At 69.5% G+C, this 16,921-nt stretch carries 15 protein-coding genes; 13 read left to right on the forward strand and 2 right to left on the reverse strand.

The window, feature by feature from the left end:
- Window positions 1-219: 219 nt before the first annotated feature.
- From G1H10_RS26620 to G1H10_RS26660, 9 genes are all read left to right on the forward strand, one after another.
- Window positions 220-1,539, forward strand: a complete 1,320-nt coding sequence (locus tag G1H10_RS26620; RefSeq protein WP_163743687.1) for an ABC transporter substrate-binding protein — start codon at window positions 220-222, stop codon at window positions 1,537-1,539.
- Window positions 1,540-1,542: 3 nt separating this feature from the next.
- The gene (locus G1H10_RS26625) at window positions 1,543-2,475 is read left to right on the forward strand and encodes a carbohydrate ABC transporter permease (protein WP_163743689.1); all 933 of its coding nucleotides are present in this window, start codon (window positions 1,543-1,545) and stop codon (window positions 2,473-2,475) included.
- A gap of 6 nt (window positions 2,476-2,481) precedes the next feature.
- Window positions 2,482-3,360: a carbohydrate ABC transporter permease gene (locus G1H10_RS26630; protein WP_163743691.1), complete on the forward strand. Its 879-nt coding sequence runs from the start codon at window positions 2,482-2,484 to the stop codon at window positions 3,358-3,360.
- A gap of 76 nt (window positions 3,361-3,436) precedes the next feature.
- Window positions 3,437-5,692, forward strand: coding sequence for an alpha-galactosidase (locus G1H10_RS26635; RefSeq protein WP_163743693.1), 2,256 nt, complete (start codon window positions 3,437-3,439; stop codon window positions 5,690-5,692).
- A 142-nt stretch (window positions 5,693-5,834) separates the two neighbouring features.
- The gene (locus tag G1H10_RS26640; RefSeq protein WP_216853690.1) at window positions 5,835-7,163 is read left to right on the forward strand and encodes a cellulase-like family protein; all 1,329 of its coding nucleotides are present in this window, start codon (window positions 5,835-5,837) and stop codon (window positions 7,161-7,163) included.
- Window positions 7,164-7,244: 81 nt separating this feature from the next.
- The gene (locus G1H10_RS26645; protein WP_163743771.1) at window positions 7,245-8,336 is read left to right on the forward strand and encodes an alcohol dehydrogenase catalytic domain-containing protein; all 1,092 of its coding nucleotides are present in this window, start codon (window positions 7,245-7,247) and stop codon (window positions 8,334-8,336) included.
- Between the two features lie 22 nt (window positions 8,337-8,358).
- Window positions 8,359-9,150: an SDR family NAD(P)-dependent oxidoreductase gene (locus G1H10_RS26650; protein ID WP_163743695.1), complete on the forward strand. Its 792-nt coding sequence runs from the start codon at window positions 8,359-8,361 to the stop codon at window positions 9,148-9,150.
- 87 nt (window positions 9,151-9,237) lie between these two features.
- Entirely contained in the window at window positions 9,238-10,422 is a 1,185-nt protein-coding gene (locus G1H10_RS26655; RefSeq protein ID WP_216853691.1) for a winged helix DNA-binding domain-containing protein, read from the forward strand.
- Between the two features lie 148 nt (window positions 10,423-10,570).
- Window positions 10,571-10,846 carry a DUF2277 domain-containing protein gene (locus tag G1H10_RS26660; protein ID WP_163743698.1) on the forward strand — a complete coding sequence of 92 codons (276 nt, stop codon included), beginning with the start codon at window positions 10,571-10,573 and terminating at the stop codon, window positions 10,844-10,846.
- Window positions 10,847-10,868: 22 nt separating this feature from the next.
- Here the strand turns inward: G1H10_RS26660 and G1H10_RS26665 are convergent, their stop codons facing one another.
- Window positions 10,869-11,072, reverse strand: a complete 204-nt coding sequence (locus G1H10_RS26665; RefSeq protein WP_163743700.1) for a hypothetical protein — start codon at window positions 11,070-11,072, stop codon at window positions 10,869-10,871.
- Between the two features lie 289 nt (window positions 11,073-11,361).
- On the reverse strand, window positions 11,362-11,637 hold the full coding sequence (locus G1H10_RS26670; protein WP_163743702.1) for a hypothetical protein: 276 nt from the start codon (window positions 11,635-11,637) through the stop codon (window positions 11,362-11,364).
- Between the two features lie 240 nt (window positions 11,638-11,877).
- On the opposite strand from G1H10_RS26670, the gene G1H10_RS26675 reads away from it, so the two are divergent.
- The 4 genes from G1H10_RS26675 to G1H10_RS26690 all read left to right on the forward strand — a co-directional run bounded on the left by G1H10_RS26675 (window position 11,878) and on the right by G1H10_RS26690 (window position 16,861).
- A complete protein-coding gene (locus G1H10_RS26675) occupies window positions 11,878-13,098 on the forward strand; it encodes a WD40/YVTN/BNR-like repeat-containing protein (RefSeq protein ID WP_163743704.1) in 1,221 nt (406 codons plus the stop codon).
- Window positions 13,095-13,388, forward strand: coding sequence for a MoaD/ThiS family protein (locus G1H10_RS26680; protein ID WP_163743706.1), 294 nt, complete (start codon window positions 13,095-13,097; stop codon window positions 13,386-13,388). The genes G1H10_RS26675 and G1H10_RS26680 overlap by 4 nt, the downstream gene beginning before the upstream one ends.
- Before the next feature lie 2 nt (window positions 13,389-13,390).
- Entirely contained in the window at window positions 13,391-14,512 is a 1,122-nt protein-coding gene (locus tag G1H10_RS26685; RefSeq protein WP_163743708.1) for a WD40/YVTN/BNR-like repeat-containing protein, read from the forward strand.
- A 276-nt stretch (window positions 14,513-14,788) separates the two neighbouring features.
- Window positions 14,789-16,861 carry a WYL domain-containing protein gene (locus tag G1H10_RS26690; RefSeq protein WP_163743710.1) on the forward strand — a complete coding sequence of 691 codons (2,073 nt, stop codon included), beginning with the start codon at window positions 14,789-14,791 and terminating at the stop codon, window positions 16,859-16,861.
- Window positions 16,862-16,921 lie beyond the last annotated feature (60 nt).

Below are 16,921 nucleotides of genomic sequence, written 5' to 3' on the forward strand. Positions count from 1 at the left end.
CACCGACGCCGTGTAACAGCAAGATGTCGGGAACACAGATCCGTAACCCCACGGTTCGGCGGTGCGCAGTTCGCGTCCCGGCTCGCGGGGAGAACGACGGCCCTGGTGCCCGGAGGTCGTGAGTCGTGCACGCGACATCCGCCGAGCACAGACCGACCGGTCGCCATGGCCTCATCGATCCGACGGCGCGCCGACAGCCGGCGCACGAGGGAGGAAAAGATGAGCACGTCCCGCATATCGCGGCGCGGATTCCTCGCCGGTTCGGCGGCACTGGGCGTGACCGGCGTCCTGAGCGGCTGCGTCGGCGGCGGTTCGTCCGACGACGACGGCGGCACCGCGGACACGTCGTCCACCGAGGCACCGTCCGATGCCTCCGGGCCCGTCGTCTTGCAGTCCAGCCTGTCCGATCCCGATCCCAAGGCGGCGTTGGAGAGCGTCCTCAACGGCTACACCGAGGGCGACGTCACGCTCAACACCGTCGCGATCGAGAACTACCGTGCGCAGCTGCCCACGTATCTCTCGTCGTCCGAACCGCCCGACGTCCTCACCTGGTACGCCGGCTCGGTCGCCCGCGACTACGCGTCGAAGGGCCTGCTGCTCGACCTCTCCGAACTGTGGGAGGGCGACGGCGCGTGCGCCGGATTCTCCGACGCGCTGCGCAGCCTCTCCAGCGCTGACGACGGCACGCAGATTTTCGTGCCCACCAACTACTACTGGTGGGGCATCTTCTACCGGAAATCCGCCTTCGACGAATGGGGCGTCGAGCCGGCGGAGACCTGGGACGATTTCCTGGCGCTCTGCGAGGACCTGCAGCAACAGGGGGTCACCCCGCTGTCCATGGGCACCGGCTCGACACCGTGGGTCGCCTCCGGCTGGTTCGATTACCTCAACATGCGCGTCAACGGCCCGGAGTTCCACCGTGCGCTGCTGGCCGGCGAGCACTCCTTCGACAGCGCAGAGGTCCGCGCCGTGCTGGACGAGTACGCCAAGATCGTGCCGTTCATCGATCCGAACGGGCGATCCTACTCATGGCAGGACGCCGTGACGCCGCTGGTACAGAAGGAAGCGGCGATGTACCTCATCGGAGCGTTCATCACGCAGACCGTCCCGGAGGAGGACGTCGACGACATCGACTTCTTCCGGGTGCCGATCATCGACGCGTCGCTCCCGGTGGGTGAGGAGGCCCCGACGGACGGCTACTTCGCCGCCGCCAACTCCACCCGCCCCGAGGGCGCGAAGGCGCTGCTGTCCTACCTGGCGCAACCGGACAGCCAGCAGCAGTTCATCGAGGAGTCGGGCTCGTCCAACCTGCCGACGTCGCCCGACGTCGACACATCCGGATTCTCGCCGCTGGTGCAGAAGGGCATCCAGCATCTGGAGGAGACGGACGAGATCACCCAGTTCTTCAACCGAGACTCCAGCGACGAGCTGCAGACGACGGCGGACACCGCGCTCACCCGGTTCCTCGACAACCCGGACGACGTCGAGCAGATCCTGGCCGACTGGCAGTCCGCCGCCGAGCGAGTCTTCGAGGGGTAAGGCGTGTCCTCCACGGCCACCGTGTCCGGCCAGGCGACGACCGGCCCGCCGCACCGCCGCCGCCCAGCAGCGGCGGTGCGGCGGGTACCACGCATCGTCTGGCTCTTCCTGCTCATTCCCTTGGCGGTCGAGCTGGCCTGGGTGTTCTGGCCGGCGATCAACAGCTTCTCGCTGTCGTTCACCCGGTGGAGCGGCGTCGGCGCGGCTGAGAACGTCGGCCTGGACAACTACCGCAACCTGCTCGACGACCCCATCTTCCGGACCGCGGCGAAGAACACCGTGATCTGGACCATCGGGTTCGGTGGGCTGTCGGTGCTGATCGGGCTGGCGCTGGCAGTGGCGCTGAACCGGCCCCGACGCGGCGTCGGGATCTACCGCAGCGCGATCTACCTGCCGATGGTGTTCTCACTGGTGGTCACCGGGTTGTTCTGGCGTGTGCTGTACCAGCCGGACGGCGCCGTCAACTCGACGCTGGAGGCGATCGGGCTGGACGGGGTCAGCCGGCAGTGGCTGGCCGATCCGGACACAGCGCTGTATGCGGTGCTGGTCGCGGCCGTCTGGCGGCAGGTCGGCTACATCATGGTGCTCTACCTGGCCGGGCTGAAGGGTGTCGACCCGAGTCTGGAGGAGGCCGCGGCCGTGGACGGGGCGACGGCCTGGCAACGCTTCCGGCACGTCGTGTTTCCGCAGCTGCGCGGCGTGAACACGGTGGTCTTCGCGGTCACCGTGATCGACTCGCTGCGCACCTTCGACATCGTCTGGGCGATGACCCGCGGCGGCCCGTACGACAGCAGCCAGCTGCTGAGCACCTACATGTTCCAGCAGGGGTTCACCCTGGTGAACCTCGGCTACGGCTCGGCGATCGCGGTGGTCATCTTCCTGCTGGCGATCGGGTTCATCATCACGTACCTCGTCCGGGCGACCAGGGAGGACTGAGCGAACATGGCCGCATCCACCACAGTCGCCCCGACGACGACGCCGCCACAGGGGCCGTCGTCCCGGCCGCGCCGGCGCGGGTGGGCGTTCCACGCCGTGATGGTGCCGTTCACCCTGCTCTGGATCGCACCGATGGCGTTCGTGCTGACCATCGCGTTCCGCTCGTTCGACGACATCGCCCGACGCGGGCTGGGCGCGCTGCCGACGTCGTTCTCGCTCGACGGGTTCACGACCGCGCTGCAGGATGGCGCGATCGGCCGGGCCTTGGCGAACAGTGCGCTCGTCACCCTGGTCGGTGTCGTCGTCACGCTGTTCCTGGCGTCGCTGGCGGCGTTCGCGCTCAGCCGCTACCGCATACCGTTCCGGCGGACGATCCTGCTGGGCATGCTGGCCGGAAACCTGCTGCCGCCGCAGATCCTGCTGATCCCGGTCGCCAAGATCACCGAGTCGCTCGGCATCTACGACTCACTGTTCGCGCTGATCGTGGTGCAGGTCGGTTTCGGCCTCGGCTTCTACACGTTCGTCCTGTACGGGTTCATGCGCGGAATCCCGAACGAGGTGCTGGAGGCGGCGCGCGTCGACGGCGCCGGGCCGACACGGATCTACGCTCGGATCATCATGCCGCTGTGCCGCCCGGCCCTGGCCGCGCTCGCCGCACTGGCCACCACCTGGATCTTCAACGACCTGATCTGGGCGGTGACCGTCCTGCGCACCGAGGACAAGTTCCCGATCACCGCCGCGCTGCTGAACCTGCAGGGCGGATTCGTCAGCAACTGGAACGTGGTCGCGTCCGGTGCGGTGCTCGCGGCGCTGCCCACGGCGATCGTCTTCTTCGCCTTCCAGAAGCACTTCGTCTCCGGCCTGCTGGTGGGGGCCAACAAGTGACCAACCGACGGACGCAGGTGGGTGCCGACACGTGACTCCTCAATGGACCCTGCCGACGGCTCGGTCCGTATACATCGTGAGCCTGCTGCCGGGCGGGCGCGGGCTGCTGTTCAACCAGTGGGGCCGGACGACGGACCGGCCCGCCCCGCCACCGTCGCTCCCGGATCGGGTGTCGTTCTCGACGCCGCTCGACGTCGCCCCGCTCGAGTACGCGACGTCGGGGACGCGGCACGTCGAGCAGGTGGAGATGGTGATCGAGCGCGACGACGGCCGGCGCGGCGCGTCCTGGACGCTCGACGACGACGGGGGCCACGGTACCCGCGGCGACGCCGTGTCTTTCACCGAATCAGACGGCGTCAGCACCCTGGCCGTCCGGTTCCGCGACGACTCCGGCGACCTTGCTCTGACGCTCGGCATCCGCACCGACACCCGGCACGACGTCGTCGAGAAGTGGGCGCACATCGCCAACCACTCCGCGGACCGGACCGTGACCCTGCCGCGCGTGTTCAGCGGCGCGTGGCCGATCCCCGTCGGCAGCGCCGCCAGGATCGACTACCTGGCCGGGGCGTGGGGCCGCGAGTTCCAGCCCCACCACGTCGACCTGACCGCCGGCACCTTCTCCCTCGGCAGCCGGCAAGGCGTCACCGGGCACACGTTCGCCCCGACGGTCTGCGTGTCCGCGCTCCTGCCCGGCGAGGGACCGTCTTCCCCGTGGGACTCGGCATCATCCGCCACCGTCGCCCTGGCCACCGCAGCCCCGGCCACAGGCTCGCCGGACGCGTTCGGCGTGGCGCTGGCCTGGTGCGGCTCATGGCGACTGGCCGTCCAGGCGCCGTCATACGGCGACCACGTCCGGGTGTCCTGCGGCGTCGACGACGAGGACACCACCGTGACGCTCCTGCCCGGGGAGTCGTTCACCACGCCGTCCACCCTGGGTACGTGGAGTCCCGACGGTCCGGCCGGTGTCACCCGCAACTGGCACGCCTACCAGCGGCTACTCAGCCGGAACCGGGGGCCGGTGCATCGGCCCGTCGTCTACAACTCGTGGTATGCGACCGAGTTCGACGTGCGGCCCGAACACCAGCTCAAGCTCGCCGACGTCGCCGCCGAGATCGGTGCGGAGGTGTTCGTCGTCGACGACGGCTGGTTCACCGGTCGGACATCGGACCGCGCCGGGCTCGGAGACTGGATGCCGGACCCGGAGACGTTCCCGGACGGTCTGGACCCGCTGGTCGACGGCGTCCGTCACCGCGGCATGCGGTTCGGCCTGTGGGTGGAGCCGGAGGCCGTCAACCCGGACAGCGATCTCTACCGTGCTCACCCCGACTGGGTGTATCGGGTCGACGGACGGCAGCTGACGACGGTCCGCAACCAGCTGGTGCTGGACTTCGGCCGTGACGACGTCGTCACCTGGGCCGAGGACACGCTGCGGCGGCTGTTGAGCCGATACCCGGTCACGTACCTGAAGTGGGACATGAACCGCCCGGTCAGCGACGGGGGCCGACCGGGCGACCCGCACGGAGCACAGTGGTCGGTGCAGCACGCGGCCGGCTACCTGCGTGTCATGCGGATGCTGCGCACCGAGTTTCCGCACGTCACCGTCGAGGCGTGTGCCTCCGGCGGTGGCCGGATCGACCACGCGGTGCTGGCCGTCAGCGACGTGGTCTGGACCAGCGACGAGACCGGGCCGCGCGACCGGCTACGGATTCAGGACGGCTTCCTGCGCGCGTACGCACCGCACGTCATGAGCTCCTGGGTCACCGACGAGGCCGGGTTGAGCGACCGCGCCCCGGCATCACTCGGGTACCGGTTCGTCGTCGCGATGGCCGGCGTGCTCGGCGTCGGCAGCGACCTGCTGCGGTGGAGCGCCGACGAGCGGGTCGAGGCCCGGCGGCTGGTGGACCTCTACCGCGAGCTGCGGCCTACCCTGCATGCCGGCGAGGTCGCCGTGCACGGCGCAGTGCACCGGCCCGGGTACGCGGTCGAGTATGGCGACGGCGACCGGACCGTGCTGCTGGTGTACGACGCGGACCGGGACCGCCGCGAGCCCGTGCGGGTACGGCCACGGCTGCTCGACCCGGGCGCGTCGTACCAGGTACGTGTCCTGGACCGGGCCGGATCGGGCGGCGCGGAAACACCCGGAACCGCACTCGGCGAGCCCACCCGCGCCGGAGGCGGCCGCACGGAGAACGCATCGCCCGCGAGCGCACTGACCGACCTCGGACCGCCCGTCACCGGCGCCAGTGCACGTGCGGCCGGGATCGAGGTGCCGTGGGTCGTCGCCCGGGACGCCGATGTCATCGTCCTCGATCGGCTGGGAGCGTCGTCGTGACCGGCGGCCCCCGAATGGACCGGCTTCTTGAGCGTGAGTGTCGGATAGAGGCCTGTCGGCAGGGCTCAAACGCAACTCACGCTCAAGGAGCTAGCTCAGCCCCGGACCCGGACCCGCACCCGCACCCGAAGGAGACCGTCTCTTGACCACACCGACCCCGCTGCCCGCACACCTGCCCGACCGCCTGACCATCTCGCTGTGGGACTTCACCTGGTACACGCGAACCGGGCCGGGCGAGCCGTTCGAGGACCTCGACGCCGCGTTCGCCGCGGCCGTGGCGCGCGGATACAACACCGTGCGCATCTGCGCGATGCCGTTCCTGCTGTTCCGCTCCGGCCTCGACACGTCGGCGACGACGCTCGGCCCGCTCGGCGGAGACTACGCACAACGCACCCGCTGGTACGACGTCAAGGCCACGACCACGATCGACGCCCGGGAGCACCTGCTCGAGTTGTTCCGCGCGGCGAAGCGGCACGACTGCTTCGTCATCGTCTCCAGCTGGGAGTACCAGCAGAGCTCGTCGTTCGCCACCGACCGTGCCTGGTTCGACGCGCTGATGGCCGTCGACCCGGACAAGCGCGCCGAGGTGCTGGCGGACGCGCACGCCGACCTGATCGACCTGCTGACCGGGCATGACCTCGCCGACCGGGTCGCATTCGTCGAGTTGCACAACGAGGTCCAGGGCGGCTACCTCACCGACGGCCTTGTCGGGGACGGGCTCACCGACGACGTCGTCGCCGGCCGGTCCGCCGTCGTCGCGCTGAAGGACCGGCTCACCGCCGGAATCGACGTGTTCAAGCGCCGCCACCCGGGCACGCCGGTGACCGTCAACTACGCCCGGGTACCCGTCGGCGAGCTGCGCGGCGTACCGGACAACATCGACGTCGCCGTCTTCCACCCGTACATCTATGGTGTGCTCGGTGAGATGGTGGAGCGATATCGGCTGCGCGGCGACGGGTCGGACTTCCCGCAGGACGAGGTCCGGGAGGCCTTCCTGCGCCCGGGCGCGCCCGACCTTGCCGACTGGCTGCCGCCGGACGCGGCGGACCACTGGAAGCTGCAGGCGACGATCGTCGGGAAACCCGAGATCTACCTGCACGACTGGTGCGACGTCGACGCCTACGACCGCTGGCTCTACGAGCACTACGGCCCGCACCGGATCTCCATGCGGCGGCAGCTGGTGACCTGGATCGAGGCGGCCGCGGACTTCGCGCTCTCGCGCGGGGTGCCGCTGTTCCTCGGTGAGGGCTGGATCGGCTACACGCCGGCTGGGGGCTGGTTCGAGGAGGGACCCGTCGGCGCCGAGTACTGCCGGCTCGCGGTCGGCACGGCCGCACAGGTCGGGGCGCGCGGAACCGTGGTCTGTTCCAACGCCGCTCCGCACCATACGATGTGGAACGACAAAGAACTCCAAATTTCGTGCAATGACACGTTCCGCACGACGGAGACGGAGCCCGCATGGCGCGAATGATCCGGGCGGTCGGTGTGATCGACGGTCGGCGCGCCTGAGGAGCAGACGTGTGAGGTGGCCGAGGTGGCAAAGGTGGCAGCGATGGCGGAGACGGCGGAGATGGAAGCGGTGCGGTGTCACGGCCCGCGCGACTACCGGCTGGAACGAGTACCGGTGCCGGAGCCGGGCCCAGGTGAGATCCTGCTGCGCAGTGAGGCGGTCGGGATCTGCGGCAGCGACCTGAAGTGTTTCGGCGGTGCTCCGATGTTCTGGGGCGACGAGACGCGCACCGGGTACTGCCAGCCGCCGGTGACGCCGGGGCACGAGTTCGTCGGCCGGGTCGCGGCGCTCGACGACGACGCGCGGGAGCGGCACGGGGTGGACGTCGGCGACCGGGTGGCCGTGGAACAGATCGTGCCGTGCGAAGCCTGCGCGTACTGCAAGGCCGGCCAGTACTGGTTGTGCGCGCCGCACGACATCTTCGGGTTCCGGCAGCGCACACCCGGAGCGATGGGCGAGTACATGGTGGTGCCGGCGGCGGCCCGGGTGCACGCCTTCCCGGCCGACCTTCCGCCCAGCCACGCCGCACTCGCTGAGCCGTTGTCCTGCTCGCTGCACGCGGTCGACCGCGGTGAGGTCGGACCGGACGACGTGGTGGTGGTCGCCGGCGCCGGGCCGATCGGGCTGGGCATGGTGCTCGGCGCCCGTCGTCGGCGGCCGCGCGCGCTGGTGGCGATCGACCTCGATCCGCACCGTCGGACTGTCGCCCAGCAGTGCGGTGCCGACGTGGTGCTGGCGCCGGGCGACGACGTCGAGCCGACCATCCTGGAGCTGACCGACGGGCTCGGATGCGACGTCTACCTCGACGCGACCGGCCACCCGGCCGGGGTGACGCAGGGGCTGCAGCTGCTGCGCAAGCGGGGCCGGTTCATCGAGTACGGCGTCTTCGGGCAGCCGGTCACCACCGACTGGACCGTCATCGGAGACGGCAAGGAGCTCGATATCCGCGGCGCGCACCTGGGGCCGAACCAGTGGCCCACGGCGATCGAGATGCTCAGCGCCGGCGAGGTGCCGGCCGAGGCCATCGTCACGCACGAGTTCCCAATCGACCGGTTCGACGAGGCGTTCGAGACGGCCGGAACTCCGGGCAAGGCGATCAAGGTCAGTGTCCTGCCACCCGGCGGGCAGCGGTGACGCACACGATCGGAGCCGATTGGTGACAGCAGATCGACCCAGAACGCAGCAGCCCACGGCGGTCGAAGGGCGTCTCGCCGGGCGAGTCGCCGTCGTCACCGGAGCCGGATCCGGGATCGGCGCCGCCATCGCGGAGCGGCTGGCCGCCGAGGGTGCGCACGTCATGCTCGTCGACGTCTCCGCCGAGGGGCTGGCGGAGACCGAGAAGCGGATCGCCGCGGCCGCCGGCGGCGCGAGCCCGTTCGCGGGCGACGTCGCGGATCCCGGCACCTGGAGCGCGCTGGCCGAGGCGGTCGAGGGTGGGCACGGCGGGCTGGACATCCTGGTCAACAATGCGGCGACGGTGCGCGTGGCGCCGGCGCATGAACTGGAGCCGGACGAGTGGGACCGGCAGCTCGCGGTCAACCTGCGCCCGCTGTACCTCGCGTTCCGCGCGTTCCACGGCCGGTGGCGTCCAGGTGCGGCCGCCGTCGCCGTCTCGTCGGTGCACGCCGACGCCGGGTTGCCCGGGCACCCCGCGTACGCGGCCTCCAAAGGCGGGCTGCTCTCCCTGACTCGCCAGCTCGCGGTGGAGTACGGCCCGGAGGTGCGGGTGAACGCCGTCGTGCCGGGGCCGATCATGTCCCCCGCGTGGGATCGCGTCGCCGAACCGGATCGGGAGCGCAGCGTTCAGCAGACCGTGCTGGGCCGGTTCGGTGAGCCGTCCGAGGTGGCGTCCGTCGTCGCGTTCCTGGCCTCGGCTGACGCCGCCTACGTGACGGGAACCAGCGTCGTCGTCGACGGCGGCTGGCTGATCAGCAAGGACTCCGCCTGACCTTCGCCGGCTCACCAGGCGGAAGTGAACGACATCGCGGTCGCGGGAGCAGCCTCGATGTCGTTCGCTTCGGCTACGCTGACGGGCGTGTTGAGCATCAGCGTCGAGCAGCGTCGTGCGCGGCTGGTGCGCCGCCACCGCCTCGCCCCGGAGTGCGCTGCGTCGTCCGTCGTCGACGCTGCGGACAGCGTCGTCGTTCTCCATGCGACCGACCCCGCGACCGTCTATCTGTCGGCGCTCGCACGTTGCCCCGACGCGTCGCTCGCCGACATTTCGACGGCGATGTACGACGAGCGGACGCTGGTCAAGATGATCGGCATGCGGCGGACCATGTTCGTCGCGCCGACGCCGCTGGCGCCCGTCGTCCACGCGGCGGCCGGTCTGGAGATCGCCGCCCGGCTCCGGCGGCAGCTGGTGAAACAGTTGCAGACGCTGCCCACCGAGCCCGAGATCGGCGACGACGTCGAGTCGTGGCTGGCCGACGTCGAGACCAGCACCGAGCGCGCCCTTGCGGGCATGGGTGAGGCGTTCGCGAACGAACTGGCCGAGGCCGAGCCCCGGCTACGCACCGCGATCCTGCCCACGACCGAGAAGAAGTGGGACGTCAAGCAGAACATCACCAGCCGGGTGCTGACGCTGATGGGTGCGGACGGTCGTCTCGTGCGGGGGCGGCCCGGCGGCACCTGGCTCTCCCGGATGCACCGCTGGATGTCCACGCGCGAACTCTGGCCGGACGGCATGCCCGAGACGCCGGAGCTGGAGGCCCGCGTGGCGTTGGCGCGGGCGTGGCTGCGGGCGTTCGGGCCGGGCACCGTCGCCGATCTGAAGTGGTGGACCGGGTGGACGCTCGGTTCAACCCGCAAGGTGCTGACGGAGATCGACACCGTCGAGGTGGACCTGGACGGCGATGTGGGCGTCGTCCTCGCCGACGACGTCGAGCCGGAGGAGGCGGTGGAGCCGTCGGCGGCGCTGCTGCCCGCCCTGGACCCGACCCCGATGGGGTGGCAGCAGCGTGATTTCTACCTCGGGCCGCACCGCGAGCCGCTGTTCGACCGTAACGGCAACATCGGCCCGACGGTGTGGTGGGACGGGCGGATCGTCGGCGGATGGGGCATGAAGAACGGCGAGATCGTCTGGCGCATGCTCGAGGACGTGGGCGCCGAGGCCGAGACGGCGGTCGCCAAGGTCGCCGCCGGTCTGCAGGACCGCCTCGAGGCCGCCACCGTCGTCCCCTCGTTCCGCACTCCCCTCGAGACGTCCCTCACCACCTAACCCCGAGCCGGACCCTAAATGATCATGTGAAGTGGGTTTTCTCGTGCTTCAACAGGTCTGCAGACATGGTAGTGCGCGAGAAAACCTACTTCACATGATCATTTAGGCGGGGTGGGAAGGAGGGGTGGGGGCGGTTTAGGCTCGGAGCATGTGTCGCAACATCAAGCCGTTGAACAACCTGGCGCCGCCGGCCACGCCGGACGAGGTCGCCGACGCCGCGCTTCAGTACGTGCGGAAGATCGCCGGAACGCGCAAGCCGTCGCGCGCCAACCAAGAAGCCTTCGACCGCGCCGTCGCTGAGATCACCGCATCCACCCAGAAGCTGCTGGAATCCCTGGTGACGACGGCGCCGCCCAAGGACCGCGAGGAAGAGGCCGCCAAGGCGCGGGCGCGATACCAGGCACGGATCGCCGCCGCCGGCTGACATCGACCTGTGATCATGCTGGTCAGGTGAGTTCGCTCGGGTCGTCGTCTTCGGACTCGACGACGACGGCACGCGGGTAGACGTGTTCGTCCGCGCCGAGCGACGGGCCGAGCAGCGTCGGCGCCCACTCCCCGATCCGCCGGAAGCCGCGCAGCTCCAGCTCGTCGTCGACGGACGCGGGATCGTCCGGCCCCTCCAGCGGCCAAGCATCGATCAGGTCAGTCACGCGCGGGTGGTAGGGCGTGCGCGTCACCAGGACGCAACCGTCACAAATCCACGCGAAATGGCGGGTAGCCTTGCCGGCGCCGGATCGCTCACCGCGGTTTTCGGGGGTCGTCTCGTGTTCGCGCATCAGCCACTCGCTCACGTGTATGCGTGCATTCCTCGCACGGGGTTTCGTTCTGGCGAAACACACGCAAGCACAGTGGCCGATACGGTGGAACAAGCGAACGCGGTAGAGCGCTACCGCGATCGACGCGGCAGACCGCCGACCGTACAGCGCCTCAGAACGACGGTCACCAAGCCAGGATCATCGGACCGTCGTCATCGTTGTCATCGTGGTCTTCCGCTCCGGACTCGTCATCCCATTCTTCCAGCGCTGGATGCGTACCCGGCTTCTGCGCAGCGCCCCACGACGACAGGCCCGCACCAGGCATGTCCAGATCATCCACCACGTCGTCGAGTAACCGCTGCTCATCAGGCTCGTTGAACTCCGACACCCGGGTCCGTCGGTGGCCATATCGCTGCTCCGATACCACGGGGTCGTCGCCTACCGCTTCGCGCTTCACCATCGCCGCTCCTGTTGCACCCACCTAGCTCTACACGAACCTCGGCGGCGATATCTAGAGTATGACGACATCGCGAACACTCAATGTCATACCTGATGTGACGACAATTGCGCTTTCTTGTCTGCCTGACTTCGGATCAACGCAACTTGGCGCCCCGATACACAACGGCGACGCAACGGCAGAACTCTGTCGGAGGTGCCTGCTAACGTCACCACCCTCCCCACCACCGAGAGGAGAGCCGGAATGACCACGACGGTTGGCACGGCCCCAGCGTTCACGCTGCTTGTCGGCACAGTGAAGGGCGCATTCCTCTTCCACACCGATCACGCCCGCACCGAATGGGAGATGTCCGGGCCGCACCTGGGCGGCTGGGAGGTCTATAGCATCCTCGGTGACTCGCGCGGCGGTCGGCGACGCCTGCTCGCCGGGACGAACCATCGGTCCGGCCGGCGGCACGATCCGAGCGGCGTCGGTGACGAGTCCGTGCCCCTCCCAGGCGGAGCAACGATCCAGGTCAGCGACGACCTCGGCGCCACCTGGCAACCGGTAGACGAAGGCCCGGCCTTCGCACCGATGGGCTCGTACCGGTGGGATCAGGGTCGATGGACACCGTCGGACGATTCGGCACGGCGCGAATGGAGACTGAACAGGTTCTGGCAGATCGTCCCAGGACACGTTCCTGAACCGGACACGGTGTTCGCGGGATCCGAGGAGGCCGGGCTGTTCGTCAGCCGGGACGGCGGCGATACCTGGACAGAGGTGTCCGGACTCACCGCCCACCCCACCCGCCCCGAGTGGGGTCCTGGCGCGGGTGGCATGGGGCTGCACACCATCCTCTGCCATCCGACGGACCCGAGCCGGATGTGGGTAGCTGCATCCGCCGTCGGTGTCTTCCACACCGACGACGGCGGGGCGAGCTGGGATCTCCGTACCGCCGGGCTCGGCCGTCAGCCGGTCGAGGCCAAGTCGCACCGGATCGGCGTCTGCCCACACAAGCTGGTGCTTGATCCGGCCGACCCGGACCGGCTCTACATCCAGGACCATGGCGGCGTCTACCGGTCCACCGACGGCGGTGAGAGCTGGCATCGGATCGAGAACGGCCTGGGCACCGACGGCGACGGCCGGTTCGGCTTCCCACTCACGGTCTCGGCGGACGGCGACCTGTATCTCGTCCCATTGACCGACAGCGATCACCGTGTGGTCCGGGACGGACGTGTCGTGGTGTTCCGCTCCACCGATCGGGGCGACAGCTGGCATCCGGTGTCCGGTGATTTCCTCCCGACGGCCGACTACACGAACGTGCTCCGCGACGGGCTCGCGGTGGACTCGCTCGACCCCTACGGCGTCTACCTGGGCACCAGCGCGGGCGAGATCTTCTACAGCCTCGACCGAGGCGAGAGCTGGGCGCAGATACCCGGCCGCTTCCCGCGGATCACCTGCGTCAAGACGTGGGTACGCCGATGACGCCGACGAGTCCCGGGGAGATCGAGGTCAGTGTGCCGGCCATGCTCCGCGACTGCACCGAGGGCCGGACCCGGTTCACCATCGCGGCAACGACGCTCGCCGACGCGATCCAGCAGCTCATGACGACATACCCGTTGCTGCGCTTGCACGTCTACCGGGACGACGGGCAGCTCCGGCCGCACGTGCTGATCTATCTCAACGACCAGAACACGGCCTGGCTGCAAGCCGACGACGTCAAGCTGAAGCCCGGCGACCGGCTGGCCGTGCTGCAGAACGTCTCCGGCGGCTGACGATGACGGCAGACGCTGCTCCGGCGCCGATCACGCTGTTGGTCGGGACCACCAAAGGAGGGTTCGTCGTCACCTCCGACCACGGCCGCACGCGGTGGCGGCGGCGCGGACCGCTCTTCCCGGGTTGGCAGGTCAACGACATGTTCCGCATTCCGGGTACCGGCCGTATGCTCGCGGCGACCTCCCATCTTGCCTATGGCGCGACGGTGCGCGCCAGCGACGACGACGGCGAGACGTGGCGACAGCAGGGGTCGAGCCCACGCTACGCCGCCGACGCGGGCCGCACCGTGCAGGCCGTGTGGCGGTTCGCGTCCGGTGCGCCGTCGAGCGGTGTCGTCTACACCGGAGTCAGCGATGGCGGCCTCTTCGCCAGCCGGGACGCCGGCCGGAGTTGGGCGGAGATCACCGCCCTCTCCGAGCATCCGACCAGGCCACATTGGGCACCGGCGGCGAGCGGGTCCAGCGTGTTGCACAGCATCGTCGTCGACGGGGACCGGATCTGGGTGGCCGTCTCGCACGCCGGTGTCTTCCGCAGCGACGACGGCGGAGAGAGCTGGAGGCCGTGCAACGACGGGCTGCCCGCACCGCCCATGGGCAGCGCGCGGACGGACGTCGGGCATCGCGTGCACAAGCTGGTCGCGCATCCAGGGCCTCCGCACACCCTCTACCTGCAGGGTTTCGAGGGCACGTTCTGCTCTACCGACGGCGCCGAGACGTGGCTCCGGATCGATGACGGCCTGCCGTCCAGCCACGGCTTCCCGATCGCCGTCGACCACACCGGTACCGTCTGGGTCGCACCACTCGCCGGGGCCGATGAACGCTACATGCCGGAGGGACGTCTCGCCGTGTATCGGACGCCCGACGCAGGCGGAACCTGGATGGAGTCGCGCCACGGAATGCCGGACGAGCCGCAATACGTCGGCGTCCTTCGCGACGCGCTCACCACGGATGCGTGTGATCCGGTCGGGGTCTACGTCGGGACCACCTCCGGCGAGGTGTACGCGTCCGCCGACGCCGGCCGGAGCTGGCAGCAGCTACCCGGCAGGATGACCCGGATCACCAGCATCCGGGCGGTCACCACCATCGCCGCGGTCACCAGCAGCCGGGAGGCCACGCAGCCGTAGCGGCCGAGCGGTTCCGCAGCCGCCACACGCCACGCCCGCATGACGTCGACTCGCCGCCTCCACACGCCACGCCACGCCGCTTTGCGCATGACCGCACCGCCTCCTGCTGTGACATTTCCGCAATAGATCCGTTTCACCGCACCATGTACGACTTGTGCAACTTCCGCTAACATCTTCGACACAAAACTGAATTTCGAGCGTGCCCGAGGGGGTAGTTGGGCCGTGGCAGGTGGGCGAGATCAGATTGGGCCGTTGGAACGCCTGATCAGGATTCTCGTGACGTTGGAAGCGGCGGAGCCGAGGGGGCTGACCACCGACGATCTGATCGAGATCGCGGGGTACGGATCTGCACGGGATCCGGAACGCCAGCTGAACCGAGACGTCACGGAACTGAAAAGAATAGGGTGGGACATCCGGAACGAGTCGGGCCACGGCGCGGCCGGCCGGTACCGTTTGCATGCGCGCGACACCCGTCTCCGGGTGGAGATCGAGCCGCAGCATCAGGTGCAGCTGGTACGGGCGGCGCTGGCGGCCGGCGTCGGCGACGAGTTCGTGGACCGACTCGGTGATGACCTCTTCGAATCCGAGCCGCCGGGCGACGAGCCGCTGGTCCGCACGAACGAGCCGCACCGGTTGGGCCACGATGCCCTGGACAAGGCGGCGTACGCGGTCGAGAACGGCTGCCTGATGCGGTTCGTCTACAAGCAGGTGCGCCGGGTGGTCCACCCGTATCTGGTGCATCCGGGGGCCTCCGGCTGGTACCTCGTCGGACACGAGGACGGATCGTCGACGGTGAAACGGTTCGTCACGGGGCGGATGACCGACGTCGTCGTCGACGGCCCGGACACGGCCGTCGTCCCCGAGGACGTCACGTATGACGGGCTGAACCCGATCACCTGGGAGGTGGACCCGCCCACCGCCGTCGTGGTCGAGACCACCGAGGAGTACGTTCCGCAAGCCGAGATGGCGCTCGGCACGCCGGTCGCCAAAGAGACCGACGACGACGGGATGGTCCGCCTGACCATTCCTGTCACGCACCGCGCAGCGTTCCGCGCGCGGCTCTACGAACTGGGCGAACGCGTCCGCATAGTCGAATCGGCAGAGGTCCGCGAAGAGATCATCTCCGAGCTGAGCCGCTTCCTGAAGCGGCAGCCCTTGACGGGCGGCCCGGAGCGGCCACTATCCGTCGACGCCCCACCGTCCGGCCCTCGCCAGCGCGGACGCCGTCCAGCCGGTCGACCGCCAGCCAACCGGGGCGGCCGTGACCACCCGGCCAGCTCCACGCCACCGGATCCGCGAGACCAACGGCGCGGGCCCGGGTCGCAGGTGTCGGTTTCACGGCCGTCCGCGCCCATGACGTCCGGCGCGCCGAACCGTCGCCCGCCCGGTTACGTGCGGCGATTCGACCGGGTCACCAGGGCGCTCAACCTGCTGGCCATGCACGCCAACGGTCTTCCCCTGCGCCAGCTCGCGGCGTCTCTCGATATCGACCCGGACGCGCTGCTGGAAGAACTCCGCGCGTACTACTCCGCCGACATGCCGCTTCGATACTATCCGCCGGTCGTCCGGCCGACCACCATCAGGTTCCACGACGCCGACGGCGCGGAAGTCCTTCCCGACGAGGCCGAATATGTCACGGCGGTGCCACACCCCACGGTCGAGGTGGGCGCGGACTACGTCAGCGTCTCGGATCTGGCGCGGGTCTACCAGGCCGGCCAGAACCTGATGGCGCTCGAACCGGGCAATACGGACCTGGAAGACGCGCTGGATGCGCTCATGGGCACCGCCCTGCGCGGTCTCGGGGCCAAGCGCAGCGAGTGGCAGACGCACCTGGCCGCCCGACTCGGCGACGCGCTGCGCCAGCGGCGCAAGATCCGCATCACCTACGCCCGCGCATGGGAACCGGGCGTGGTCGAGCGGGTGATCATGCCGTTCCGCCTGACGACGACGCGTCGCGGTTGGGAACTCGACGCGGCCATCGACGACGAGCGCACGGGCACGTTCCTGCTCTCGGGTATCCGCGACGTCGAGATCTTGGACGAGGCGTTCGAACGCCCGGCCGACGTGGAGGAGCGCATCGCCGCCAACCGCAAGGAGCAGGCCGTGTACATCGCGGTTCCGCAGGACCGTCGATGGGTGGTGGAGCGGTTCGCCGAGTCGGTCGAGGTGGTCCGCGAGAGCGACGACGAGGTCAGGCTCCGGGCCTACCTGCTGGGTCCGGTGGAGAAGCGGCTGGCGCTCCTGATGGTGGTGGCCGGGCCGCGCGCGTTCGTCTACGAGCCCACCGGTCTGCGTGACGCCGGCACCGACCTGGCGCGACGCCTGCTCCGACATCATCGCGGCCCCTGACCGCGCATCCCGCGGTGCGTGCGTTCGGGGCCACACACTGCGGGACGCAGCGCTCAGCAC

The sequence above is a fragment of the Phytoactinopolyspora halotolerans genome (genome assembly GCF_010550675.1).
Classification (GTDB): Bacteria; Actinomycetota; Actinomycetes; order Jiangellales; family Jiangellaceae; genus Phytoactinopolyspora; species Phytoactinopolyspora halotolerans.